24 protein-coding genes are annotated in these 23,239 nt (G+C 58.6%); 8 read left to right on the top strand and 16 right to left on the bottom strand.

Annotated features, from left to right (window positions below; translation table 11 throughout):
• Nucleotides 1-29: 29 nt before the first annotated feature.
• Genes ispE through MKI83_RS10140 form a run of 3 tightly spaced genes read right to left on the bottom strand, consistent with a single transcriptional unit; the run spans nucleotide 30 to nucleotide 3,244 of the window.
• Nucleotides 30-884 (bottom strand): 4-(cytidine 5'-diphospho)-2-C-methyl-D-erythritol kinase, encoded by an 855-nt coding sequence (ispE, locus tag MKI83_RS10150; RefSeq protein ID WP_241585422.1) that lies wholly within the window; start codon nucleotides 882-884, stop codon nucleotides 30-32.
• Between the two features lie 4 nt (nucleotides 885-888).
• Nucleotides 889-1,506, bottom strand: coding sequence for a lipoprotein insertase outer membrane protein LolB (gene lolB, locus MKI83_RS10145; protein ID WP_241585416.1), 618 nt, complete (start codon nucleotides 1,504-1,506; stop codon nucleotides 889-891).
• A gap of 13 nt (nucleotides 1,507-1,519) precedes the next feature.
• Nucleotides 1,520-3,244, bottom strand: coding sequence for a tetratricopeptide repeat protein (locus MKI83_RS10140; protein WP_241585412.1), 1,725 nt, complete (start codon nucleotides 3,242-3,244; stop codon nucleotides 1,520-1,522).
• Nucleotides 3,245-3,414: 170 nt separating this feature from the next.
• On the opposite strand from MKI83_RS10140, the gene hemA reads away from it, so the two are divergent.
• From hemA to MKI83_RS10110, 6 genes are all read left to right on the top strand, one after another.
• Complete coding sequence (gene hemA / locus MKI83_RS10135) at nucleotides 3,415-4,683, top strand: glutamyl-tRNA reductase (RefSeq protein ID WP_241585410.1); 1,269 nt, start codon at nucleotides 3,415-3,417, stop codon at nucleotides 4,681-4,683.
• Between the two features lie 6 nt (nucleotides 4,684-4,689).
• Nucleotides 4,690-5,772, top strand: a complete 1,083-nt coding sequence (gene prfA / locus MKI83_RS10130) for a peptide chain release factor 1 (RefSeq protein WP_241585408.1) — start codon at nucleotides 4,690-4,692, stop codon at nucleotides 5,770-5,772.
• A gap of 2 nt (nucleotides 5,773-5,774) precedes the next feature.
• Complete coding sequence (prmC, locus tag MKI83_RS10125; protein WP_241585407.1) at nucleotides 5,775-6,614, top strand: peptide chain release factor N(5)-glutamine methyltransferase; 840 nt, start codon at nucleotides 5,775-5,777, stop codon at nucleotides 6,612-6,614.
• Nucleotides 6,605-7,384, top strand: a complete 780-nt coding sequence (locus MKI83_RS10120) for a molybdopterin-synthase adenylyltransferase MoeB (protein ID WP_241585406.1) — start codon at nucleotides 6,605-6,607, stop codon at nucleotides 7,382-7,384. The genes prmC and MKI83_RS10120 overlap by 10 nt, the downstream gene beginning before the upstream one ends.
• Nucleotides 7,377-8,168 (top strand): glutamate racemase, encoded by a 792-nt coding sequence (murI, locus tag MKI83_RS10115; protein WP_241585405.1) that lies wholly within the window; start codon nucleotides 7,377-7,379, stop codon nucleotides 8,166-8,168. Before MKI83_RS10120 ends, murI begins: the two co-directional genes overlap by 8 nt.
• Nucleotides 8,169-8,258: 90 nt before the next feature.
• Nucleotides 8,259-8,768: an acyloxyacyl hydrolase gene (locus MKI83_RS10110; protein WP_241585404.1), complete on the top strand. Its 510-nt coding sequence runs from the start codon at nucleotides 8,259-8,261 to the stop codon at nucleotides 8,766-8,768.
• Nucleotides 8,769-8,829: 61 nt separating this feature from the next.
• Here MKI83_RS10110 and MKI83_RS10105 read toward each other — a convergent pair whose 3' ends face one another.
• The 5 genes from MKI83_RS10105 to MKI83_RS10085 all read right to left on the bottom strand — a co-directional run bounded on the left by MKI83_RS10105 (nucleotide 8,830) and on the right by MKI83_RS10085 (nucleotide 13,807).
• Nucleotides 8,830-9,531 (bottom strand): ATP-binding cassette domain-containing protein, encoded by a 702-nt coding sequence (locus MKI83_RS10105; RefSeq protein ID WP_241586255.1) that lies wholly within the window; start codon nucleotides 9,529-9,531, stop codon nucleotides 8,830-8,832.
• A 6-nt stretch (nucleotides 9,532-9,537) separates the two neighbouring features.
• Entirely contained in the window at nucleotides 9,538-10,305 is a 768-nt protein-coding gene (gene livG, locus MKI83_RS10100) for a high-affinity branched-chain amino acid ABC transporter ATP-binding protein LivG (RefSeq protein ID WP_241585403.1), read from the bottom strand.
• A complete protein-coding gene (locus MKI83_RS10095) occupies nucleotides 10,302-11,558 on the bottom strand; it encodes a high-affinity branched-chain amino acid ABC transporter permease LivM (RefSeq protein WP_245399732.1) in 1,257 nt (418 codons plus the stop codon). The genes livG and MKI83_RS10095 overlap by 4 nt, the downstream gene beginning before the upstream one ends.
• Entirely contained in the window at nucleotides 11,555-12,478 is a 924-nt protein-coding gene (gene livH, locus MKI83_RS10090) for a high-affinity branched-chain amino acid ABC transporter permease LivH (RefSeq protein WP_241585402.1), read from the bottom strand. Before livH ends, MKI83_RS10095 begins: the two co-directional genes overlap by 4 nt.
• A gap of 210 nt (nucleotides 12,479-12,688) precedes the next feature.
• The gene (locus tag MKI83_RS10085; protein WP_241585400.1) at nucleotides 12,689-13,807 is read right to left on the bottom strand and encodes a branched-chain amino acid ABC transporter substrate-binding protein; all 1,119 of its coding nucleotides are present in this window, start codon (nucleotides 13,805-13,807) and stop codon (nucleotides 12,689-12,691) included.
• 292 nt (nucleotides 13,808-14,099) lie between these two features.
• Here MKI83_RS10085 and MKI83_RS10080 point away from each other — a divergent pair, with 292 nt between their 5' ends.
• Together MKI83_RS10080 and MKI83_RS10075 are read left to right on the top strand one after the other, a co-directional pair.
• Nucleotides 14,100-14,417: a DUF2288 domain-containing protein gene (locus tag MKI83_RS10080; RefSeq protein WP_241585398.1), complete on the top strand. Its 318-nt coding sequence runs from the start codon at nucleotides 14,100-14,102 to the stop codon at nucleotides 14,415-14,417.
• 39 nt (nucleotides 14,418-14,456) lie between these two features.
• Nucleotides 14,457-14,813, top strand: a complete 357-nt coding sequence (locus MKI83_RS10075; RefSeq protein ID WP_241585396.1) for a DUF5064 family protein — start codon at nucleotides 14,457-14,459, stop codon at nucleotides 14,811-14,813.
• Nucleotides 14,814-14,911: 98 nt separating this feature from the next.
• On the opposite strand, the gene phnE is transcribed toward MKI83_RS10075, so the two are convergent.
• The 8 genes from phnE to MKI83_RS10035 all read right to left on the bottom strand — a co-directional run bounded on the left by phnE (nucleotide 14,912) and on the right by MKI83_RS10035 (nucleotide 22,710).
• Entirely contained in the window at nucleotides 14,912-15,676 is a 765-nt protein-coding gene (gene phnE, locus MKI83_RS10070; protein ID WP_241585394.1) for a phosphonate ABC transporter, permease protein PhnE, read from the bottom strand.
• Nucleotides 15,673-16,491, bottom strand: coding sequence for a PhnE/PtxC family ABC transporter permease (locus MKI83_RS10065; protein ID WP_241585393.1), 819 nt, complete (start codon nucleotides 16,489-16,491; stop codon nucleotides 15,673-15,675). The genes phnE and MKI83_RS10065 overlap by 4 nt, the downstream gene beginning before the upstream one ends.
• Before the next feature lies 1 nt (nucleotide 16,492).
• Nucleotides 16,493-17,287 (bottom strand): phosphonate ABC transporter ATP-binding protein, encoded by a 795-nt coding sequence (locus MKI83_RS10060; protein WP_241585392.1) that lies wholly within the window; start codon nucleotides 17,285-17,287, stop codon nucleotides 16,493-16,495.
• A gap of 3 nt (nucleotides 17,288-17,290) precedes the next feature.
• Nucleotides 17,291-18,142 (bottom strand): putative selenate ABC transporter substrate-binding protein, encoded by an 852-nt coding sequence (locus tag MKI83_RS10055; RefSeq protein ID WP_241585391.1) that lies wholly within the window; start codon nucleotides 18,140-18,142, stop codon nucleotides 17,291-17,293.
• Nucleotides 18,143-18,294: 152 nt separating this feature from the next.
• Nucleotides 18,295-19,236 carry a LysR substrate-binding domain-containing protein gene (locus MKI83_RS10050; protein WP_241585390.1) on the bottom strand — a complete coding sequence of 314 codons (942 nt, stop codon included), beginning with the start codon at nucleotides 19,234-19,236 and terminating at the stop codon, nucleotides 18,295-18,297.
• A gap of 214 nt (nucleotides 19,237-19,450) precedes the next feature.
• On the bottom strand, nucleotides 19,451-20,248 hold the full coding sequence (locus MKI83_RS10045) for an ABC transporter ATP-binding protein (protein WP_241585389.1): 798 nt from the start codon (nucleotides 20,246-20,248) through the stop codon (nucleotides 19,451-19,453).
• 21 nt (nucleotides 20,249-20,269) lie between these two features.
• Nucleotides 20,270-21,253, bottom strand: coding sequence for an ABC transporter permease (locus tag MKI83_RS10040; protein ID WP_241585388.1), 984 nt, complete (start codon nucleotides 21,251-21,253; stop codon nucleotides 20,270-20,272).
• A 65-nt stretch (nucleotides 21,254-21,318) separates the two neighbouring features.
• A complete protein-coding gene (locus tag MKI83_RS10035) occupies nucleotides 21,319-22,710 on the bottom strand; it encodes a CmpA/NrtA family ABC transporter substrate-binding protein (protein ID WP_241585386.1) in 1,392 nt (463 codons plus the stop codon).
• Nucleotides 22,711-23,239 lie beyond the last annotated feature (529 nt).

The raw sequence follows: 23,239 nt of genomic DNA, 5'->3' as shown, positions 1-23,239 counted from the left end.
TATATCACGCAATGCCTTCTTGGCATTGTTTACTTCTGATGCAACGTTTGTAGCGTTCGGTGCAACATCGAGACGTTGCTGCCTTTGGCGACAAAGGTGTGCAGGTCAGGTTGAAGTAAGCGCGAAACTTTATCAGCTTCTGCTTGGCTTGCAAAGCTTGCGAAACAACAAGCGCCTGTGCCTGTCAGCTTGGCTGAAGCAAATTTGTCCAGCTGCATCAGTGCGTTACGGACTTCCTCGTAACGCTGCTCAACCACTGGTTGGCAATCATTATGACCCCCCAGCGTTTGAGCGGCCGCTAATGTAATGGCGGGGGTGTTACGTGTCAACCGCTCATCACAGAAAATTTCTTTAGTACTTACATGCACTTGCGGAACCGCGACGACAAACCAAGGCTCGGCCAGTGTGACGGGGCTCAGACGCTCGCCGACACCTTCGGCAAAGGCCGCGTGGCCGCGCACAAACACAGGTACATCAGCGCCAAGAGCAAGGCCGAGTGCGGCCAGTTGATCTTCGTCGCATCGGGTTTGCCATAGCGCGTTTAAGCCCAGCAGGGTGGTGGCCGCATTGGAACTGCCGCCGCCAATACCGCCGCCCATGGGCAAGCGTTTGCTGAGGGTGATGTCGGCGCCGAGCGAGGTGTGGCTGTGGGCCTGCAGGGCTTTGGCGGCTTTGACGATGAGGTTGTCGTCGTGTGCTACGCCGGCCACGTTGTCGTGCAGCTTAATAACGCCGTCTTGGCGCAGGCTGAAACTGAGTTCGTCGGCGTAATCGAGAAACTGAAACAGGGTTTGCAGATCGTGATAGCCATTGTCGCGGCGGCCCAAGATATGCAGAAATAAATTGAGCTTGGCCGGGGCGGGCAGGGTGAGGCTGTTGAGCATAGGGTTAGCGGCCGAGTAAGCGAGGTTGCCAGTCTTTGACGATCACCGTGATGTTGAGGTTGTGCCCGCTTAAGGTGATGCGTTCGGGTAGATCGCCCAGCGTGGTGCTGTGATAGCGGCGGTACTCAATGGTCCAACCGTCTTGTTGCAGTTGCTGCAAGCGGCTGTTGCCATCCAAGCTGAGTGTGCTCGCGCTATCTGGCGCGGGCAGGCCACGCACCCACCACAATAAGTGAGATACCGGCAGACGCCAGCCTAGGCGTTCTTCCAGCAAGGCTTCGGGGGATTCGGCTTGAAATTGGCCGTGGTTCGCCAGATCAAGACTGACTTTGCCTTGGTGGCCGTGTAAGCGTGCGGCACCTTGGCCGAGGGGGCCGGCGAGGCGGATGTCGAAGTAGTCGTTGCGTTGCAGCCAAAACAGGGTGGCGCTGCCTGAGTCTTGCGGGGTGCGTACGCCGAGTTTGCCGCTGATTTGCCAAGCATTGATTTGACTGATTTGGCTGCGGTGGGCCTGCCAGCGGGCAGGATCAGCATCGCCTTGCAGGGTTTCTTGTGGGGTTTGCGTGGCGCATGCGGCGAGCAAAAGCAGGCTGAAGGCGAGGCCTAGGTGTTTCAAGGGCATGATCACGGGCTTCTTAGTGGGCGGTCTGCTGTAGGCGTTGCATGGTTTCTTGCAGCAACGGGCTGGCCGGCTTGTCTTTGAGGGCTTCTTGCCAAATGCGCTGAGCTTCGTCGCGCTTGCCTTGTTGCCAGAGCACTTCGCCAAGGTGGGCGGCGACTTCGTGATCCGGAAACTCGGCATAGGCTTGGCGCAGTAGACGTTCGGCTTCGTCCAGTTGGCCGAGGCGATAGTGCACCCAGCCCAAGCTGTCGACGATAGCGGGGTCGCTGCTGTTGAGGGTATGAGCTGCTTGGATTAGCTCGAGTGCTTCTTGGTAGCGCGTGGTGCGGTCGGCCAGCGTGTAGCCGAGAGCGTTGAGGGCCATGGCGTTGTTGGGCTCGCGCTCGATAATCAAGCGTAGATCTCGCTCCAGTTGATCAAGGTCGCCGCGTTTTTCTGCCAGCATGGCGCGGGTGTAGATCAGGTCGAGATCGTCTGGGTTCTCGCTCAGAGCCGCCGCCATTACTGCCCAAGCTTGCTCAACTTGGTTGTGCTCGGCGAGGCCTTCAGCCTCAATCAAGTACAGCTGGATGGCGTAATCGGGCTGCGCGGCGCGCGCTTGCGACAGGATGCCTTGGGCTTCTTGGTAACGGCCGCTGGCCAGTAGCAAGTTAGCAAGGCGCATTTGTGCGGGTAGGTATTCGTTGCCGGGCTGCACTTGGCTGAAGTGCTCGATGGCCGCGTCATTATCTTTTTGCTCGCTGGCAATGTTGCCTAGGTTGAAGTGGGCAACATCTAAGTGCTCACCACGGTTGAGCAGAATATTCAGTTGTTCGCGGGCGGCCTCCAAGTTGTTGAGTTGGAGCTCGAGCAGGCCCAGCGACAAAATCAGGTCATTGTCGGCCGGGTGCAATTCCACGAGGGTGACAAACTCGTCCCGTGCGGCGTCTTCCTTGCCTTGTTCGATCAGCAAGCGCGCGTACGTCAGACGTAAACGCTTGTTGTCGGGTTTGTCAGTAACGGCTTCGGCCAACAGCTTGCGGGCGGCTTTGCTGCGCTTTTGTTCGTTAAGCAGCTGCGCGCGCAAGACAATGGCGGAGGTGTCTTGTTGTTGGCTGGGCTGGCTTTCAAGCAAGGCGAGAGCTTGCTGTTTGTCGCCTTCTTGATGCAGCAGCAGCGCCTTGGCAAACACCAGTTGATTGTTGTCTGGGTATTTCTCGAGCAGACGATCAAAGCTTTTTAGCAGGGCTTGGCGCGTTTCACTGTCGGTTTCAGCCGCGGAGAGAGCGAGAAAGTCAAAGTGGGTTTTACCTTGGCCCTGCAGCACTTTCTCCATGTGCACTAGCGAGGCGTCGAGCTTGCCGGCTCGCGCAAGTTGGATGGCTGCTGCGCGCTGCGCGGCGATGCTCTCGGGGGCTTGTTTGACCCAGATTTCTGCGCTGTCGAGGGCGGCCTGGCTGGCGCCCAAGTAATCGGCGATGTGATAAGCGCGCTCGGCGACGCCGGCATCTTGGGTTAAATGCGCTTGTTGCACGTAATTACCCAAGGCAATGTCAAAACGATTGCGTTGGCCGGCGAGTTCCGCCACTAACAGGGCGTACAGGGTGTCGCGCTCAAAATTGCGATAATGCTTTTCAGGCGTTGCGGCAACCTCGGCAGGGGTGCTCACAGCCGCAGGCTCAGGCGTGGTGAGTGCAGAAAATGTTTGGCAGCCTTGAAGGGCTAAAAAACTCAACGCGAGGGCAAGGGGTTTGTTCATGATGCGGCGGGGCACGCTGTCCTTAGTGATGCTTGCATGATGACACAAGCCAGCCCTTCCTGCCGCCTACCTTGCAGCAGATTGACCCTCGTCATGCTGAGGTGGTTGTCGGCAGCGGGCTTAACGGGGAAAATGGCGGCTTCTTAGTAGTAGGTGCGCAGTTGCCTCCCATGGGATTTCTTGCCCTCGGCATCAATCATAAAACCGCTTCGGTGGCGATTCGCGAACGCGTGGCTTTCGTGCCTGAGCGCATGGTTGAGGCGCAGCAGCGGTTTTGTGCCGAAACCGGCACGCGCGAAGTGGCGATTTTATCCACCTGTAATCGCACCGAGCTGTATCTGGAGCACGCAGACGCGCAGGCTTCGGCTTTGCTGGCGTGGTTGGCGGATTACCACCGCGTGCCCTTGCTTGATTTGCAAGCCTGTATTTACGCCCATCCCGCAGAGCAAGCCGTGCAGCACATGATGCGCGTGGCCTGCGGGCTGGACTCCATGGTCTTGGGTGAGCCGCAAATTCTGGGGCAGATGAAATCCGCGTTTGCGGTCGCGCGTGAGGCCGGTACCGTCGGCCCAATGCTCGGGCGCCTATTCCAGTCGACCTTCAACGCGGCCAAGCAAGTGCGCAGCAGCACGGCGATTGGGGAGAACCCCGTCTCGGTGGCTTTTGCTGCGGTCAGTTTGTCGAAGCAAATTTTTAGCGATTTGCGCAACAGCCAAGCGCTGCTGATCGGCGCCGGTGAAACTATCACCTTGGTCGCACGGCACCTGCATGAGCAAGGCATCAAGCGCATTGTGGTGGCGAACCGCACCTTAGAGCGCGCCAGAGCGTTGGCCGAGCAGTTTGGCGCGCACGCGGTCTTGCTGTCGGAGATTCCGCAAGAGCTCATCGCCAGTGACATTGTGATCAGCTCCACCGCCAGTCAATTGCCGATTTTGGGCAAGGGCATGGTGGAAAGCGCGCTGAAAAAACGCAAACACCGCCCCATCTTCATGGTGGATATCGCCGTGCCGCGCGATATTGAGCCGCAAGTTGGCGAGCTGGATGATGTGTACTTATATAGCGTCGATGACCTGCAAGAGGTGATCAACGAGAACCTTAAAAGCCGCCAGCAAGCCGCGCAAGCCGCCGAAGAGTTGGTTGCCCAGTGTGTTAGCGACTTTATGTTGCAATTGCGCGCACTGTCGGCGGTGGATGTGGTGCGCAGTTACCGTGCGCAAGCCGAAGCTCAGCGTGATGAAGAGCTCGCACGGGCCCTGCGTTTGCTGGCTAACGGCACGCCGCCGGAGCAAGCCTTGCAACAACTGGCGCGCGGCTTAACCAACAAGTTGCTGCATGCGCCCAGCGTGCAATTAAAGAAACTCTCAGCCGCCGGCCGGCACGATGCCTTGGCCCTCGCGCAAGACATACTGGCGCTGAACACCCCCGATTCCCTGTCTTGAGACGCTATGAAAGCCTCCCTGCTGAATAAGTTAGACGCGCTGGTCGAGCGCTTTGAAGAGTTGTCGGCGCTGATGGCCGACGGCGAGATCATCAGCGACCAAAACCGCTTTCGTGAATACGCCAAAGAGTACGCCGAGCTTGAGCCTGTGGTGCAGGCTTATAACGCTTTCCGTGCGGCGCAGGCCGACAAGGCCGAGGCGCAAGTGCTGAGCAAAGACAGCGACGCCGACTTGCGGGCGATGGCCGAAGAAGAAATCGAACGCTGCGATCAGCTCCTGCAGAGCCTAGAAAGCGACCTGCAAAAGATGCTGCTGCCGCGCGACCCCAATGACAGTCGCAGTGCCTTTTTGGAAGTGCGCGCCGGTACTGGCGGTGATGAGGCGGCGATTTTTGCCGGTGATTTGTTCCGCATGTATTCGCGTTACGCCGAGCGCCAAGGCTGGCGCGTTGAGGTGCTGTCGGAAAACATCGGTGAGCACGGCGGCTATAAAGAGGTGATCAGCATGATCACCGGCGATGGCGTGTATGGCCGCCTCAAATTTGAGTCCGGCGCACACCGTGTGCAACGCGTGCCGGCCACCGAATCGCAAGGGCGGGTGCATACCTCGGCCTGCACGGTGGCGGTGATGCCTGAGCTGGATGAAGCGGCTGCGGTGGAGATTAACCCTGCGGATTTGCGCGTCGATACCTACCGTGCCTCAGGGGCGGGTGGTCAGCACGTGAACAAAACCGAGTCGGCGATCCGCATTGTGCACCTTCCCTCGGGCCTCGTGGTGGAGTGTCAGGAAGAGCGTTCACAACATAAAAACCGCGCCAAGGCCATGTCATTGCTGGCCTCGCGCCTGCAAACGCAGCAAACCGATGCGGCGGCACGCGAGCAGTCGGAAACCCGTCGCTTGCTGGTGGGCTCCGGCGATCGCTCCGAACGCATTCGCACTTACAACTACCCGCAAGGACGCGTCACCGATCATCGCATCAACCTGACCTTGTATAGCTTGGATGACATCGTTGCCGGTGGCGTTGATGCGGTGCTCGATCCCTTGTTGCAGGAATACCAAGCCGATCAGCTCGCAGCGTTGGGCGATTGAGCATGACCAGCATTGCGCAAGCCTTAGCAGCGGTTCACCTGCCGGATTCAGACAGCGCCGCGCTGGATGCCGAGCTGCTACTGGCAGCAGTGCTGGGCAAAACCCGGACTTACCTGCGCACCTGGCCCGAGCAGACGCTAGACGATGCGCAAGCCGCTGCGTTTGCCGCGCTACTGGCGCGACGCCAGCAGGGCGAGCCGGTGGCGTACTTGCTGGGCTCGCAAGGCTTTTGGAGTCTGGATCTGGAAGTGGCGGTACACACGCTGATACCGCGCCCCGATACCGAAGTGTTGGTCGAAACCGCCTTAACGCTGGCCTTACCAAGCAGCACGCAAGCGCTGGACTTAGGCACGGGCACCGGCGCGATTGCTTTGGCGTTAGCCAAAGAGCGCCCGCAGTGGCAAGTGCTGGGACTTGATCGTGTGCCCGAGGCGGTGGCCTTGGCCGCGCGTAATGCGCAGCGTAATGGCTTAGGCAATGCGTCTTTTCGCCACAGTGATTGGTTTAGCGCGTTGGCACCGGCCAGTCGCTTTGACCTGATCGTCAGTAATCCGCCGTATATCGCCGAGAGCGACCCGCATTTGGCGCTGGGCGACGTGCGCTTTGAGCCGCGCTCGGCCTTAGTCGCCGCCGCGGATGGCTTGGCTGATTTGCAACACATCATCAAGCAAGCGCCCGCGTGGCTTAAACCCGGTGGTTGGTTATTGTTGGAGCACGGCTGGGATCAAGCTCAAGCAGTGTGCGCGCTGCTCAGTGAGCAAGGCTTTACAGGCGTGCGCAGCGAGATGGATTTGGGCGGCCACGCCCGCGTCAGTTTGGGGCAATACACCGCATGCAATTAAGTGACGACGACCTGCTGCGCTACAGCCGGCAAATTTTACTCAAACAAGTCGATATCGACGGTCAGCTGCGCTTGGCCAAAGGCCGCGTGTTGATTGTCGGCTTGGGCGGGCTGGGCTCGCCGGTGGCGCTGTATTTGGCCGCCGCGGGCGTCGGCGAGTTGCACTTGGCTGATTTCGATAGCGTCGATTTGACCAATCTGCAGCGCCAAGTGCTGCACGATAGTGCGTCGCTGGGCCAGTCCAAAGTGGCCTCGGCGGTGGCGCGCATTGCCGGTCTTAATCCGCAAGTGCGCTGTGTCGAGCATGCCCGGGGTTTGGATGCTGACAGTTTGCTGGCGGCCGTAAGCACGGTGGATGTGGTGGTGGATTGCACGGATAACTTCAGTATCCGCGAGGCGATCAACGCGGCCTGTGTGCAGGCGCGTAAACCGTTGGTTTCGGGTGCGGCGATTCGTTTAGAAGGGCAGCTCAGCGTGTTTGATTCGCGCCGCGATGAAAGCCCTTGCTACCACTGCTTGTACGGCCACGGTAGTGACGAACAACTCACTTGCTCGGAAGCCGGCGTGCTTGGCCCTGTGGTCGGCACCATCGGCAGCTTGCAGGCATTAGAGACCCTCAAACTACTGGCCGAGTTTGGTCAGACCTTGGTTGGTCGCTTACTGTTGTTTGATGCCTTGGCCAGTCAGTTTCGTGAATTAAAAGTGCGCCGCGATCCGGCCTGTCGTGTGTGCGCTGCGCCGGCACCTGACGAGGGGCAAAGCCGTGCCTAATGCCCCGATTGGGGTATTTGACTCCGGCGTCGGCGGCTTGTCGGTGCTGCGTGAAATTCGCCAAGCTTTGCCGTATGAATCGCTGCTGTACGTGGCCGATTCGCAGCACGTGCCCTACGGCGAAAAGACGCCGGAGTTCATCGTGCAGCGTTGCCAAGCGATCAGCGCTTTTTTACTCGCACAAGGCGCTAAAGCTTTAGTGGTGGCTTGCAACACAGCGACCGCTGCGGCCGTTGCCACCTTGCGGGAGCAGTACCCGCAGGTGCCGATTATCGGTATGGAGCCTGCGGTCAAGCCGGCAGCATTGGCCACGCGCAGTGGCAAGGTCGGTGTGTTGGCTACCACCGGCACGCTAAAAAGTGCCAAGTTCGCCGCCCTGTTAGATCGCTTTGCACAACATATCGAAGTGCATACCCAACCCTGCCCGGGCTTGGTCGAGCAGATTGAAGCGGGGGAGCTGTCCAGCGCGCGCACCGCTGAGTTGCTCACCGCCTTCACAACACCGTTGCTGGCCGCCGGTTGCGATACCTTGATTTTGGGTTGTACCCATTACCCGTTTATTCGCCCGTTGCTGGCGCAGTTAATTCCGCCTGAAGTGCAGTTAATCGACACCGGCGCAGCCGTGGCACGGCAGGTGGCACGGGCGCTCGCAGAGCAAGCACGCCTAGCGGGCGAAGGCACGCCTGCGGTGCGGTTTTGGAATAGCGCACCGCCGGATGCCATGCAAAGCGTGCTGCCGGTGTTATGGGGTGCGGCAGGGGATGTGGCCAAACTACCGGTGTAAACGGTCAGATTGACGCGGGTCATGGCTGACAAGGGGGTGAGTCGGCCTATACTTTCGAGTAGGCCAATCAGTCAAAACAAGGAGAGGGTCATGCGACGCAAAGCATTGCTATTAAGCTTGGGGATGTTAGCGGCGGGGCTGGTGCAAGCGGCGGATGTGTCGTTTGAAGTGGGTAACAGCAGTGAGTCGACCACCACGGTGCGCCTCGGCACGCAATTTGATTTCGCCACTCAGTGGTATCAGAGCGACACAGGGCATTTAGGCGGCTACTGGGACTTGGGTTACACCTATTGGGATGGTGATGACGCCAGCAGCAACCACACGCTGTCGTTTAGCCCTGTGTTGTTGTACGAGTTTGCGGGTGAGTCGCTGCGACCCTATGTCGAAGCGGGTATTGGTGTCGCTGCCTTTGCTGACACCCGGCTGGAAGAGCAGAAGCTGGGCTCAAGCTTCCAGTTTGAAGATCGTTTAGGCGTCGGCCTGCGCTTTGGTGAAGGCCATGATGTGGGCCTGCGTATCTATCACTACTCCAATGCCGGCATTAAAGATCCAAACGACGGCGTGGAACACTACAGTTTGCGTTACCGCTTAAGCTTTTAAGCGAGTCAGCAACAAAAAGCCCCGCGATTTTAGCGGGGCTTTTTGTTGTGCCTTGGTCGGTTTAGCCGCCGAGGTAGGCTTTGCGTACGTCTTCGTTGACCAGCAAGGCGTCGCCGGTGTCTTCCATGACGATACGGCCGTTTTCCAGCACGTAGCCACGATCAGCCAGCTTGAGCGCTTGGTTGGCGTTTTGCTCGACCAAGAAAATGGTCATGCCTTCGCCGCGCAGCTTTTCGATGGTGTCGAAAATCTGCTGGATGATGATCGGCGCCAAGCCCAGTGACGGCTCATCGAGCAGCAGCAGCTTGGGTTTGCTCATCAGGGCGCGGGCAATGGCGAGCATTTGTTGCTCACCGCCGGACATGGTGCCGCCGCGCTGGTCGTAACGCTCTTGCAAGCGCGGGAACAGCTCGAGTACGTGGGCTAAGGTGGCGTCAAAATCCGCTTTGGCGGTGAAGAAGCCGCCCATGGCGAGGTTTTCTTCCACGGTTAGGCGGGCAAAGATGCGCCGGCCTTCGGGAACCACCGCAATGTCTTTACGCATGATCTCAGCGGTGCTGAGTTGGGTAATGTCTTCGCCGTTGTACACAATGCTGCCGCTGGTGGCGCGCGGGTCGCCACACAGGGTCATTAGCAGGGTGGATTTACCCGCGCCGTTGGCGCCAATCAGGGTGACGATTTCGCCTTTGTCGACCTTGATGCTGACATCGTGCAGGGCCTGCACTTTGCCGTAGAACGTCGAAACTTGGTTGAATTCCAGCAGCATGCCTTACTCCTCGCCCAGATACGCTTTGATCACCGCCGGATTTTGGCGGATCTCATCGGGGGTGCCGTCGGCCAGCGGGGTGCCTTGGTTGATCACGTAGATGTGGTCAGAAATGCTCATGACCAGTTTCATGTCGTGTTCAATCAGCATCACGGTGACATCGTGCTCGTCACGCAGTAGGGCGATCAGGGCTTTGAGGTCATCGGTTTCACGCGGGTTGAGGCCTGCGGCGGGCTCGTCAAGCATCAACAAGCGCGGGCGGGTCATCATGCAGCGGGCGATTTCTAAGCGGCGCTGTTGGCCGTAAGCCAGCGTGCCGGCCGGCCGATTGGCGACGTCGGTCAGGTTGACCTCGTTGAGCCAGTGCGCGGCATATTCCATCGCGGCTTTTTCGCTGCGTCGGAAGTTGGGGGTCTTAAACAGGCCGCCCAAGAAGCTGGTATTGAGGTGACGGTGTTGCGCTACCAGCAGGTTTTCTACGGCGGTCATTTCTTTAAACAGGCGGACGTTTTGGAACGTGCGCACCACGCCTTTGCGGGCGATTTCATGGCCGGCCAACTGGTGCACCGGCTCGTCGTCGAGCAGGATCACGCCGCTGGTAGGCTGATAAAAACCGGTTAAACAGTTAAACACGGTGGTCTTGCCGGCACCGTTAGGGCCAATGATCGAGACCACTTGTTTGGGCTGTACGCTCAGGGCGACATTGTTGACGGCCAGCAGACCGCCGAAGCGCATGGTCAGCCCGCTGACTTCTAGAATCGGGCGGCTCATGGTTTCAACTCCAAATGTGGGCGCTGCATGGGTAACAAGCCCTGCGGACGCCAGATCATCATCAGTACCATCAAGGCACCGAACATCAACATGCGGTATTCGTTGAACTCACGGGCCATTTCCGGCAATAGAATCATCACCACGGCGGCGAGAATTACCCCCAGTTGCGAGCCCATACCACCCAACACCACGATGGCGAGGATGATTGCCGACTCGATAAAGGTGAACGACTCCGGCGTGACCAAGCCTTGGCGGGCGGCAAAGAAGCAGCCGGCAAAGCCTGCAAAGCTGGCGCCTAGGGTGAAGGCCGAAAGCTTGATGGTGGTGGGGTTCATGCCGAGTGCGCGGCAGGCGATTTCATCTTCGCGCAAAGCTTCCCACGCGCGGCCAATGGGCATGCGCAGCAAGCGGTTGATCACGAACAGGGTCGCCAGTACCAGCAACAGGGCGATCAGGTAAAGGAAGATCACCTTGTTCACCGAGTTGTAGGCCATGCCAAAGTATTCGTGGAAGGTTTGCATGCCTTCCGCGGCGCGGCGCTCGAAGGTCAGGCCAAACAGGGTGGGCTTGTCGATGCCGCTGATGCCGTTAGGCCCGCCGGTGTACTCGGTCAGGTTGCGCAGCATGATGCGGATGATTTCACCAAAGCCCAGCGTGACGATGGCGAGGTAGTCACCGCGTAAGCGCAATACCGGGAAACCGAGCAAGTAGCCAAACAATGCCGCCATCAGACCGGCGATCGGCAGGGCCGTCCAGAAACCGAAGCCGGCGTATTCGCTGAGCATGGCGTAGGTGTAGGCACCGACGGCGTAAAAGCCGACATAGCCCAAGTCGAGCAGGCCCGCGAGACCGACCACGATGTTCAGGCCAAGGCCCAGCATCACGTAGATTAGCACTAGGGTGGCCAAGTCAACCGCGCCACGGCTGGCGAAGAACGGCCAGATCAGGCCGATGATAATCAGCGCAATCAAGCCCCAGCGCTGCGTAGTAGGCAGGGTCATGAAGTTACTGACACCTTCGGGCATCAGCGGGCCGTTTCGCTTGGGAATCAAGCTGGCGAGTTGGTCGCGCAGCAATTGCCAAACGAAAATGCCGATGGCGCAGGCGGCAATCGTCCACTGCACCTTGGCGTCGGCACCGGTCACCACCAAGGTGATGCCGTCGAGGGTTAGACGCAGACTGAGTACCGGAAAGGCCAGCGCCACAACCAGCAAGGCGCTAAAGAAGGCGTATTTGAAGTTTTTCGCAATCATACTTTTTCAACCTCCGGACGGCCGAGAATGCCGGTCGGACGGAACAACAACACCAGAACTAACAAGCTGAAGGCGACCACATCCTTGTATTGATCGCCGAACAAGTCCGCGCCAAAGGCCTCTGAAATGCCGAGCAGTAAACCGCCGAGCATGGCGCCGGGAATGCTGCCAATGCCGCCCAGTACTGCTGCGGTAAAGGCTTTAATGCCGGCCAAGAAGCCTAAGTGGGGATTGACCACGCCGTATTGAATGCCCAGCAGTACCGAGGCCACCGCCGCCAGCACCGCACCAATGACGAAGGTCAGGGCGATGATGCCGTTGGTGTTGATGCCCAGCAGGTTGGCCATCTTCAAGTCTTCGGCGCAGGCGCGGCAGGCGCGGCCCAGACGTGAGCGGGAAATAAAGGCGGTAAGACCGGCCATGCACAAGAAGGTGACGACGAAAATCATGATCTGCATGTAGGAGATCACCACGCCGGTGGCCTCGTCAGCACCGATCACCACGTTGCCTTTGATCAGGCTGGGGATGGCCATGTCTTTGGAGCCTTGCGCGAGAAGCATCTCGTTTTGCAGGAAGATCGACATGCCAATGGCCGAAATCAGCGGAATCAGACGGTTGCTGCCGCGCAGTGGGCGATAGGCGACGCGTTCAATACTGTAGCCGTAGGCGCTGGTGACGATGATCGCGGCAGCAAAGGCGCAGGTGACCAGCAGGGGCACGCTGTCGAGGCCGAACATGGTCATGCCGGCGATCACGATAAAGGCCACGTATGAGCCGATCATGTACACCTCGCCGTGGGCGAAGTTGATCATGCCGATGATGCCGTAAACCATGGTGTAACCAATGGCGATAAGGGCGTAGGTGCTGCCAATGGTCAGGCCATTGATCAGCTGTTGTAGGTAATGATAGTGCTCGAGCATCTCGCTTAACCTCGGGGAAGCCCCGCATCAGGTTGTTCGCACGCAGTGTCCGTGCCGCGGCGATACGTTGCAGCTGGTGTGCAACTCCCAGTGAACCAGAGGTGGTTCGTTAATGGCCTGTATCAGGCCTGAACTAACCCAGTCGTTTTGGGTTCGGACTAAAACAAAGCCCACTGCGCAATGGCAGTGGGCTTTGTTGGACGGCTTAGATTACTCGGTCAGAGCAGTCTTGGTGCCATCGGCGTGCCACTGATAAACCACGAAGGAGAAGTCCTTCAGGTCGCCTTTTTCGTCAAAGGCCAGAGTGCCGGTAGGGGTTGCAAAGCTGTTGGCGCGCAGGGCAGCCGCGACTTTGTCGGTGTCAGTGCTGTTGGCTTTGGTCATGCTTTCAGCCATGACTTGTACTGCCGCGTAGGCTGGGAACACGAACGGGCCAGTTGGGTCGTCGCCATTGGCCTTGAACGCTTCAACCAGTGCGGCGTTCTTTGGGTCTTGGTCGAAAGACTTGGGCAGGGTGACCAGCAGGTTTTCTGAGGCGCCACCGGCGATTGCAGAAATTTCCTTGTTACCCACGCCTTCTGGGCCCATGAACTTGGCGCTCAGACCTTTTTCTTCCGATTGACGCAGGATCAGGCCCAGCTCTGGGTGGTAGCCACCGTAGTAAACGAAGTCGACGCCTTCTTTCTTCAGCTTGGCGATCAGGGCAGAGAAGTCCTTGTCGCCGGCGTTGATGCCTTCAAACAGGGCAACTTTGACGCCTGCCGCTTCAACGGTTTGTTTAACCGCGGTAGCAATACCTTCGCCGTACTGCTGCTTGTCATGGATAACGGCCATGACTTTAGGCTTCACGCTGTTGGCAATGTAGTTGCCAGCGGTGGGGCCTTGCAGGCTGTCCAGACCGATGGTGCGGAACACCAACTGGTAGCCACGGGTGGTGATGTCTGGGCTGGTAGACGCCGCAGTGATCATCAGGATGCCTTCGTCTTCGTAAATGTCCGAAGCAGGCTGAGTGGAGCTTGAGCACAGGTGGCCGACCACGTAAGACACGCCATCGTTGACGATCTTGTTGGCTACGGCCACGGCTTGCTTGGGTTCGCAAGCGTCGTCGTAAATTACGCCTTCCAGCATTTGGCCGTTAACGCCGCCTGCTTTGTTGATTTGCTCGATGGCCATCTTGGCGCCAACGAACTGCATTTCACCGTATTGCGCTACTGGGCCAGTAACAGGGCCGGCCAAGGCGACTTTGATGGTGTCGGCGGCGTAGCCTTGGGCGGCAACGCCAGCCAGGGCGATGGCGGCAAACAGCTTGGACAGTTTGGTCGCTTTCATGCGTGCTCCACTCGTTATTAGTTGTGTGATTCGTTTTTATTTTGGTCGAAGTACAACCTTCGTTGGCCGGTGGCCCGGCGCTACCCCATAACTGTACCGGAACAGTTTATGGAGGCGGTAGCGGGCTGCCTAGCGATTGGCAGATGGCCAGCTTGCGAGTGTCGCCTGCTTATAAAAAACTTATATTCAGGCGGCGTTTTGCGCGGGCTGTCTGCTCGACGGTTGCACACTTAACCTTGTTCGGCCGACGCAAGTGACTATCATGACCGCCACTTGCCGTAGGAGCCGATACATGACTGAAGAACTTAGCACGCTTTACACCAATCTGCTGGCAGAAACCGCCCGCATAAGCTGGGCTGAGTTGATGCCATTCTTTGCCCGTGGGCAGTTACTGTGGGTAGCGGCGCAGCTCGATTTAGTCGCCGTGGCCGAAGCGATTGCTGAAGATCGTGGCAGCGAAGTCAGTGCGTGGATGCAAGCCGGCTTGGTGATGCGCTTGGATGATGACCAAGCGCAGCTGTGGCAGGCGCAAGATCCGGACAATCTCTGGGCCGTGGTCTTGGCACCTTGGGTGTTAGTGCAGCAGCGTACGGATAACGCCAAGCAGTAGCGCTACACTTTGCCAACGCATAATGACGAGGGTAGAGCGATGTTTAAATCTGGACATTTACACCGTGCATTAGCCGCCATCGGCGAGCGTCCCGCGTTTGAGTTAAACCTGAATTATCACCGCGACAACGATGCGCAAGGCCACGTCGGGATGCAGTTTGCGTTAACCGGCAACGTGGCTGGTCAGCCGGTGGATGAGGCGTTCTTTTTACTGAAAGACAATGCCTACAACTTTGCCCATGAAGTCAGTCGCGTTTTAAAGAAATACGGCATGCACCCGCAACAAGGGCCGGTCATGTTATTTCATGATGAATATGACTTGGTGTTTGAGGATATCCGTCAGCAACTGGGCGCGACCGGTTGGGCAGAGTCGGTGAACTTGCAAGAGTTTGAGTAAGACTGGTTCGCTGCCCGCTTAGACCCGCTTAGACCCGCTTAGGCCTGCTTAGACCCGCTTAGGCCTGCTTAGACCAGTTTAGGCCTGCTTAGGTGTAGCTAGGCGATCACCCAGCGCAGGCGCAATACGCGACTGAAACTATCCACGGCCACCACCAAGGCCAGCATGCACAGCATCACGCTGGCGGCGTTGGCTTCTTGGAACAAACTCAAACTGACATAGAGCATTTGCCCTAAGCCGCCGGCGCCGACAAAGCCCAATACGCTGGCCATGCGAATGTTGTTTTCCCAGCGATACAAGCTGTAGGCCAACCACTGTGGCCATAGGTTGGGCAGCGTGCCGTAAAGAAACGCTTGCGTTGCACTGCTGCCGCTATGGCGTAAAGCCTGCGCGGGTGTCGTCGGGGTGTTCTCCAGTGCCTCGGCAAACAAGCGACCTAACACGCCGGTGGTGTGCAGCATTAAGGCCAAGGTGCCAGCGTTAGGGCCAAGCCCTGCGGCTAACACCATCAATAACGCCCACACCAGTTCAGGGATGGCGCGCAGCAGGTTAAGTCCGCCGCGAGCGATGAGGTAAGCCAAGGGGCCAAGCTTGCCCGCCGCTGGCAAGGCGATTACGGCGGCCAATAGGGCGGCGGCTAAAGTACCCACCGCTGACATCGCGAGGGTTTCTAGGGTGGCGTGGCCCAGCTGGTGCCAATACGCTGCACCGAGGTTAATGGGCCAAAAACGCGCGAGGTAGTCAGCCAATAGGGTTGCGGTGCGGGCGCTGCTCAGCTCAGCAAGATTCAGCTGTAGATAAGCGAAGGCGGCGATGACCGCAACCAACAAGCCGCTGATGGCGATCAGTTGACGACGATTCATGTCAGCAGCGCCTTGCGCAGTAGGCGGCTTAAACCGTCCGCCAATGCCACCAAAAGCACAAAGGCCAGTAGCAGGCTGGCCACTTCGGCACCGGCAAATAAACGCAGCGACAGTTCGACTTGCTGCCCGAGGCCGCCGGCGCCGACGATACCCATCACCACCGAGGCGCGCAGCGCACACTCCCAGCGATACACGCTGTACGACACCAACTCCGGCGCGGCGCTGGGCAGTACTCCATAGCCAAAGGCTTGCAGGCGCGAGCTACCGGCTGCCAGTAAGGCGCGGGCGGGTTTGGCATCGACTGACTCAAAGATCTCGGCGTAGACCTTGCCCAGCATGCCACCGTAGCTGAGGGCGATCGCCAGTACGCCGGCGGTAGGGCCAAGGCCCACGGCGCGGACAAACAGCAACGCCCAGACGATTTCCGGCACGCTACGCAAAATCACCAGCAGTAAACGCAGCGGCGCACGGATAAAACTGCCAGCACTGGTGCGCGCGCCGCTGAACTGACGTCGCGACAGCGCTTGGGTGACGATCAAGGCCAGTGGCAGGCCGATTAAAAAGGCCAAGGCGGTGCCGGCGGTGGCCATGGCTAGGGTTTCTAAGGTGGCGCGGGCGACCAGGCGCAAAAAATCGGCATCGTGAGCCAGCGGCCAAAAATCGGCGAGAAAGCCCGCGATGGTGGCGCGGTTATCTGCGGCAAACCAGACGCCTGGGTTGAATTCGCTCAGGGTTAGGCCAGGCCAGAGCAGCAGCAAGGCGACCATGCTGATCAATAGGCGCGGCAGGCTGGCGGGATCGCGTGGCGTGTTCATCTCAGCAGCGGGCAATGCGCAGTGGATTGAGCGCGGTGCTTGCGGGGCTGGCGAGGCGTTCGTTGGCATACAGGGCGCTGAGTTGTTCAGGGCTAACCGCCTGCGCCGGCAAGTCGAACTGAATACGCCCGTCGCGCAAGCCAATGATGCGCGGGAATAAAGCCAGCGCCAGATCAACCGTGTGCAAACTGGCGAGCAGCGTGCTGCCTTGTTCTGCCGCTGCCGCACACAGGCTGCGCAGTGTGTGTTGGGCTAAGTGCGGGTCCATGGCTGATACCGGCTCGTCAGCGAGCATGAGTTCGGCCTGTTGGTACAGCACGCGAGCAATGCCGACACGTTGCAACTGACCGCCGGAAAGCTGGTCGCAGCGCTGGAACAGCTTGTCGGCCAAATCCAGGCGTGCCAAAGCGGTTTCTGCGCCTTGCCGATCTTGCGGGCTGAGCAGGTTTCGCAGGCTGTGCAGCAACGACCATTGCCCAAGGCGACCGGCCAGCACGGCGGTGATCACCCGTTGTTTGGGCGGCAGCGGTGGTTGTTGGTGGATCAAGCCAATGCGGCTGCGCAGGGCGCGCAGTGCCCGCGGGCTGTGCTGCCACGGTTGTTGCGTGCCGAGCTGAAACTGGCCAAGGCTGGGTTTGATTTGACAGCCGAGCAGGCGCAGCAGACTGGTTTTGCCTGCGCCAGAAGGGCCGATAATGGCGATCTGCTCGCCTTGCGCGACTTGAAGATGCAGCTCGCGCAACGCGACATGACCGTCGGCGTGGGTAAAGCCCACGCCAGACAGTTGCAGTTGCATGGCTTATTGCAGCAGGTTGGCGCTGCGTGCAGCGGCCTCGATGCCTGCGTAGTTCTCAGGCTTGGTCTCGATGAAACGGCTGGCCGCTTGTAGGTCGAGAATCGCCTTGTGCGCGGGGTTGGCTGGGTCGAGCGCAAGGAAAGCCGCTTTGATCTTTTCAACCAAGGCTGGGTCTAGGTTGCCGCGCACGGTCCAGTTGTAGTCATAGTAGGGCGAGGTGGTGGCGAACACGCGCACCTTGCTGGTATCGACCTTGCCGGTGCTGACCAGTTTTTCCCAGACGGAGGCATTGAGTACGCCGCCATCAACCTTGCCGGCTTGTACCCACGCCGCCGTGGCGTCATGCGCGCCAGAGAAGGCAATGCGGCTGAACAACTGCTCCGGTACTTGTTGCTCTTGTTGCATGAAGTAGCGTGGCATCAAGTGTCCCGAGGTCGATGACGGTGAGCCAAAAGCAAAGGTCTTGCCTTTGAGGTCGGCCACGCTGTGCACATCGGGGTTGCTGGTGATGAACTTGCTGGTGAACTGCGCGTCTTGCTCACGCTGTACCAAGGGGATGGCGTTGCCGGTTTTAAGGCGTGCTTGCACAAAGGTGAAACCGCCCAGCCAAGCCAGATCAACCCGGTCGGTAGCCAAGGCTTCGACGACGCCGGCGTAATCGGTCACTGGGGTGAACTTGACTGACATGCCCAGTTGCTGCTCAAGGTAAGCGCCTAGCGGCTCGAATTTGCGCAACAGTTCGGTCGGGGCTTCGTCAGGAATGGCGGACACATGCAGCGTGTCGGCGGCCAGGGTAAAGCTGGAAGACAGGCATAGGGCGACGCCCGCAGCCCATGACAGGGTACGTTGTAACATCTCGGTGTATCTCCGGTTCAATAGCGGAAAAGGGGGCAGTGTAAGGTTTTCTGCTGAGAACGCCAGTTGTGTTTGTGCGCCGTCCAGCCAGCCGCGCTGTTGCTTTGAGCGCGACTGGCTTGGCGATGGGGGCGAGGAGGGATAAGAGGGAGTTAAGCGTTTTGTGCGTTGGCGCGCTCGGCGTCGCGAATAGCGATTTGTGAGGCCCGCGTGAGAACGCCGCGCAGCCATTGTAAAGCGGGCTCGTGGTGGCGGCCGGTGTGCCAGCTGAGATACACCGGAATCGGCCGCGTTGGCCAAGGCAGCTCAAATGGGCGCAGCGCCAAGGCCTTGCCGAAGTATTGGTAATGCCAGCGGGAGGTCACGCATAGCCAGTCGTTCAAGCTGGTGAGCAGTAGCAGCGTGCTCATTGAGTCACATTCGTAGGCTACGCGGCGCGGTGGCAGATTCTGATCGGTGAGCGAGTTCAGTAGCCACGTGTTATGACGCCGACTGCTCCAGATGGTGTGCGGCTCGCTAAAGAACTGTTCATAGCCGATCTTTTTGCCGATCCGTGGATGGCTTTCGCGACAGGCGACGATCAACTCATCTTTAAACAACAGTTCATCGTGAAAGCCGGTGGTCTCAAACGGGGTGGAGGTTAGGGCGAGGTCCACCGCGCGCATGCGCAGCGCATTGTGGCGCTCATCATCCATGAGTTTGTCGTTCACCCATTCGATGGTCACGTAGGGCGCTTCCGCACTGATGATGCTTTGCAGGGGGCCGATCAGGCGCGAATCGATGTCGGCATGGCTGGCAATGCGAAAGTGTCGGCTGCTGTCAGCGGGGTTGAACTGGGCGTTGAATTCAATCCCGCGTTCGAGGGTTTGTAGCGCACCCTGAACGTGCTCATGCAGGGCTTGCGCGGTGGCGGTGGGGGCAATGCCACGGCCATGCCGCACAAACAGGCTTTCATCAATATGTTCTTGCAACCGGCTAAGGGCTTGGCTGATGGCGGGGGCGGTCATGCCCAGCTGCTCGGCGGCTTGGGTGACCGAGCCGCACGTCATGACAGCGTCAAAAACACGCAGCAAGTTGAGATCGAAGGCGCGCATGGTCTGGGTTTCTTGTTGTGGATGTTTTCAGCGAGATTCTAGCAAACCTAATTGACTCTTATTGTTTACTTAAAGGTCATGAGCGGCGTGTTGGATTAGGTTCGGCTCGTCAAAGCGTCTTGCTCTTCTCCGCTGTTGTTCTACCGACTAGCCACCGCGTGGGAATGCAAAAAGGCAGCTTGTGGGCTGCCTTTTTGCTGTTGCCGGTGGCCAGTTAAGCCGCTGGGCGTTGCTGGCGCTGGTAGAGGAACTGCAACACTTGCTGACGGCATTTGTTGTAGGCCGGATCTTCGGCCAAGGCTAAGCGGTCACGCGGGCGTGATAGCGGCACATCGAGCACTTGGCCAATGCTGGCGGCGGGGCCGTTGCTCATCATCACGATACGGTCAGACAGCAGCACGGCCTCATCGACATCGTGGGTGATCATGATCACGGTGTTGCCGAGGGTGGCGTGAATCTCCATCAGCGAGTCTTGCAAGTGTGCGCGGGTGAGGGCGTCCAGCGCGCCGAAGGGCTCATCCATCAGCAAGACTTTGGGCTGCATGGCTAGTGCGCGGGCGATGCCAACGCGCTGCTTCATACCGCCGGAGATTTCATCTGGGCGTTTGTCGAGGGCGTGGCTCATGTGCACCAGTTCGAGGTTGTGCTCGATCCATTCGCGCATTTCGCGTTTGCTTTTCTTGCCGGCAAACACTTGCTGCACCGCCAGTTCAACATTCTGGTAGCAGCTTAGCCACGGTAGCAGCGAGTGGTTTTGGAACACCACGGCGCGCTCTGGACCGGGCTCGTTGACTTCTTTGCCGTCGAGAATCACCCCGCCGGTGCTGGCTTGGTATAAGCCGGCGACAATGTTCATCACCGTCGATTTGCCACAGCCCGAGTGGCCGATCAGGGAGACGAATTCGCCTTTTTTGATTTTAAGGTTGACGTTCTGCAAGGCGCAGAACAGGCCTTTGTCGGTGGGGAAGCTGATGCCCACGCCGGACAGTTCTAAGTGATGGGTATGGCTCATGATGGCTCTCCTGCGTGGTGATTAACGAAGTACGGCGCTCTTGTCCCAGCTCACTTGGCGCTGGATCAGCAGCATCAAGCGGTCGAGGGCAAAGCCGATTAAGCCGATGACAATCACGGCGACCATGATGCGGCTGAGCGATTGCGAGCTGCCGTTTTGGAACTCATCCCAGATGAACTTACCCAGGCCCGGGTTCTGCGCCAGCATTTCGGCGGCGATCAGCACCATCCAACCGGTAGCCAGCGACAGGCGCAGGCCGGTGAAAATCATCGGAATGGACGCTGGAATCACGATGCGGCGCACGTGGGTGAGCGGTGACAGGCGCAGCACACGGCTGACGTTCTTTAAGTCTTGCGGCAGGCCTGCGACACCGACAATGGTGTTGACCAGCGTGGGCCACAAGCAGCACAGCGCTACCGTGATGGCCGAGGTGAGAAACGACTTGGACAACAGGGGGTCATCGCTAACGTACAAGGCGCTGACCAGCATGGTGACCAAGGGCAACCACGCCAGCGGTGATACCGGCTTAAACACCTGAATCAGCGGGTTGGTGGCGTTATAGATATGCGTGGATAAACCGCAGGCGATGCCCAGCGGAATGGCCACCAGCGAGGCAATGGCGAAGCCGGTCATCACGGTGTAGAGGCTGGTGATGATCTGGCTGAAAAAGGTTGGCTTGCCGGTATAGGGGCGAATTTTCACCGTGGCGTCGGGGTCTTTGGCCAGTTTGGCGGCGTTGCGCTTTTCTTGGCGGGCATAAAACGCCTCGGCCTTTTCGCCCTCTTTGATGTGGGCTTTGACTAGGCCGTTAAACTGCTCATACACCTGCACCGGACCTGGGAATTTACCCAAGCTGGTGTCGACCTTGCCGGCTAAAACGTGCCAGCAGAGCAAAAAGACCAAGATGCCTACGATGGGCAAAATCAATTGTGGAGCCAGCTTCTTTAGCATGGGCGTCACCACTTGGGTTTGGCTGATACGTTGGGCGACAGACAGGTTGCTCATGGCTGATCTCCTGAGTCTGTGAAAGAGGGGCTGACTCGCCGCAGCGAGTCAGCGTGGCATGGCGCTTATTGGCTTTTCAGGCCGATAGCGAACTGCTTGAGGTAGTCATTGGGCTTAAGACCGTCGTAAGTCACGCCGTCAATGAACTCATTGGTGGCGGGCTTGAAGCCGCTTTCATCTGCTGCAGGGAAGTCATCCGCCTTGGCGAGGCCGTCTTCGATCAGCGCTTGTGCTGCTTCGCGGTAGATGTCTGGGCGATAGACTTTTTTCGCGATATCGAAGTACCAATCATCGTTCTTGCCCTCAGCAATCTGGCCCCAGCGACGCATTTGCGTCAGATACCAGATGGCGTCGGAGTAGAAGGGGTAGGTGGCGTTATAGCGGAAGAACACGTTGAAATCGGGGACTTCACGCTTGTCGCCCTTTTCATACTCAAAGGTGCCGGTCATTGAGTTGGCGATCACCTCGGCATCAGCACCGACATAATTGGGCTGGCTGAGAATCTCTACCGCTTCGGCGCGGTTGGCGTTGTTGTTTTCATCCAGCCACATGGCCGCGCGGATCATCGCTTTGACCAAACGCTTGTGGGTTTCTGGATATTTTTCCGCCCATGCCTTGGACACGCCAAAGACTTTCTCGGGGTTGTTCTTCCAGATCTCGTAGTCCGTAATCACCGGCACGCCAATGCCTTTGAACACGGCTTGTTGGTTCCATGGCTCACCCACGCAGTAACCGTAAATGGTGCCGGCTTCCATGGTGGCGGGCATTTGCGGCGGCGGGGTGACCGAGAGCAGGGCGTCGGCATCGATTTGGCCGCTGATGTCGCCTTTTTGCGGCGCGTACAGGCCGGGGTGGATGCCGCCGGCAGCCAGCCAATAACGCAGTTCGTAGTTGTGGGTAGAAACGGGGAACACCATGCCCATGTTGAAGGGCTTGCCCTGCGCCTTGTATTGCTCGATCACCGGCTTCAGGGCATCGGCTTTGATCGGGTGCACGGGCTTGCCGTTTTCCATCGGCACGTGCTTTTTCATCTCTTCCCATACGGCGTTGGAGACGGTGATGCCGTTGCCGTTAAGGTCCATCGAAAACGCTGTGATGATGTCCGCTTGCGTACCAAAGCCAATGGTTGCGCCCAGCGGCTGACCAGCGAGCATGTGTGCGCCGTCCAGCTCACCATCGATCACGCGATCCAGCAGCACCTTCCAGTTGGCTTGCGCTTCAAGGGTGACGTACAGGCCTTCGTCTTCGAAGTAGCCCTTCTCATACGCGATGGCCAAAGGCGCCATGTCGGTGAGCTTGATAAAGCCGAGCTTTAACTCGTCTTTCTCAGGCTCGGCGGCGTGAATGGCTTGCGGTAGCAGGCTCAGGCTAAACAGCGCGGCGGCGGAAAGCCCAGCGAGGGTGGTTTTGATAAAGCCACGGCGTGACGCGGTGGGTTTGGCGGGGGAATTGCCCATGGTGAAGCTCCCTATATCGAGGTTCGAAACGTATTTGCTGTGCCTGAACTCACCACGAGCGGCGCACAAACGCCGCGTGGGTGAAGCCAGGGACTCTGGATTCGGTTCGTCTCGATCACCGCCGTTGGCAATCCGAAGACTGGATGCAAGGGATAATGCAGGTGCCGTGCCATTTTGCTAAATGATTGATAAATAAGGGTTTATGCGGATTTGCTGGGCGCAGATGCGTTGGCTGTTGGGGGCGTGGGTGCTGATTGGCAGAACGTTGCGCTGGCGTGGCGCACTGCTTTGGTGCGCTATTTGTGGGCGTGGTTGGGGCGCGCTGTTTGGAGGCACGGCTTGGTTAAGCGTTTGGCTAAGGGCTGAGCTTGGACGTGGCGCGGCTGAAAAACAAAACCCGCGCTGATGGCCACAGCGGCCAGCGCGGGTTGGGTATTGCGAAGAGGGGTTAGGGATGGTCTGAAGTAGTCATGTATTTCTGGCTGACTTCAGCCCCTGCAGATTTTGAAAGCGGCGAATCGATCAAAAA

It is taken from the genome of Atopomonas sediminilitoris, assembly GCF_022601735.1.
Lineage (GTDB): Bacteria > Pseudomonadota > Gammaproteobacteria > Pseudomonadales > Pseudomonadaceae > Atopomonas > Atopomonas sediminilitoris.
Note: the sequence above shows the minus strand (reverse complement) of the source record. Positions and strands in the feature narration are given on the sequence as shown.

Bases quoted from the DNA above. Each gene is read 5' to 3' on its own strand.
- ispE (WP_241585422.1), bottom strand. From the start codon at position 884: ATGCTCAACAGCCTCACCCTGCCCGCCCCGGCCAAGCTCAATTTATTT.
- hemA (WP_241585410.1), top strand. From the start codon at position 3,415: ATGGGATTTCTTGCCCTCGGCATCAATCATAAAACCGCTTCGGTGGCG.
- MKI83_RS10095 (WP_245399732.1), bottom strand. From the start codon at position 11,558: ATGATTGCGAAAAACTTCAAATACGCCTTCTTTAGCGCCTTGCTGGTT.
- MKI83_RS10060 (WP_241585392.1), bottom strand. From the start codon at position 17,287: ATGCAACTGCAACTGTCTGGCGTGGGCTTTACCCACGCCGACGGTCAT.
- prmC (WP_241585407.1), top strand. From the start codon at position 5,775: ATGACCAGCATTGCGCAAGCCTTAGCAGCGGTTCACCTGCCGGATTCA.
- MKI83_RS10120 (WP_241585406.1), top strand. From the start codon at position 6,605: ATGCAATTAAGTGACGACGACCTGCTGCGCTACAGCCGGCAAATTTTA.
- lolB (WP_241585416.1), bottom strand. From the start codon at position 1,506: ATGCCCTTGAAACACCTAGGCCTCGCCTTCAGCCTGCTTTTGCTCGCC.
- MKI83_RS10110 (WP_241585404.1), top strand. From the start codon at position 8,259: ATGCGACGCAAAGCATTGCTATTAAGCTTGGGGATGTTAGCGGCGGGG.
- MKI83_RS10045 (WP_241585389.1), bottom strand. From the start codon at position 20,248: ATGAGCCATACCCATCACTTAGAACTGTCCGGCGTGGGCATCAGCTTC.
- phnE (WP_241585394.1), bottom strand. From the start codon at position 15,676: ATGAATCGTCGTCAACTGATCGCCATCAGCGGCTTGTTGGTTGCGGTC.
- MKI83_RS10035 (WP_241585386.1), bottom strand. From the start codon at position 22,710: ATGGGCAATTCCCCCGCCAAACCCACCGCGTCACGCCGTGGCTTTATC.
- prfA (WP_241585408.1), top strand. From the start codon at position 4,690: ATGAAAGCCTCCCTGCTGAATAAGTTAGACGCGCTGGTCGAGCGCTTT.
- MKI83_RS10040 (WP_241585388.1), bottom strand. From the start codon at position 21,253: ATGAGCAACCTGTCTGTCGCCCAACGTATCAGCCAAACCCAAGTGGTG.
- MKI83_RS10085 (WP_241585400.1), bottom strand. From the start codon at position 13,807: ATGAAAGCGACCAAACTGTCCAAGCTGTTTGCCGCCATCGCCCTGGCT.
- MKI83_RS10140 (WP_241585412.1), bottom strand. From the start codon at position 3,244: ATGAACAAACCCCTTGCCCTCGCGTTGAGTTTTTTAGCCCTTCAAGGC.
- livH (WP_241585402.1), bottom strand. From the start codon at position 12,478: ATGCTCGAGCACTATCATTACCTACAACAGCTGATCAATGGCCTGACC.
- MKI83_RS10050 (WP_241585390.1), bottom strand. From the start codon at position 19,236: ATGCGCGCCTTCGATCTCAACTTGCTGCGTGTTTTTGACGCTGTCATG.
- MKI83_RS10055 (WP_241585391.1), bottom strand. From the start codon at position 18,142: ATGTTACAACGTACCCTGTCATGGGCTGCGGGCGTCGCCCTATGCCTG.
- MKI83_RS10080 (WP_241585398.1), top strand. From the start codon at position 14,100: ATGACTGAAGAACTTAGCACGCTTTACACCAATCTGCTGGCAGAAACC.
- MKI83_RS10065 (WP_241585393.1), bottom strand. From the start codon at position 16,491: ATGAACACGCCACGCGATCCCGCCAGCCTGCCGCGCCTATTGATCAGC.
- livG (WP_241585403.1), bottom strand. From the start codon at position 10,305: ATGAGCCGCCCGATTCTAGAAGTCAGCGGGCTGACCATGCGCTTCGGC.
- MKI83_RS10075 (WP_241585396.1), top strand. From the start codon at position 14,457: ATGTTTAAATCTGGACATTTACACCGTGCATTAGCCGCCATCGGCGAG.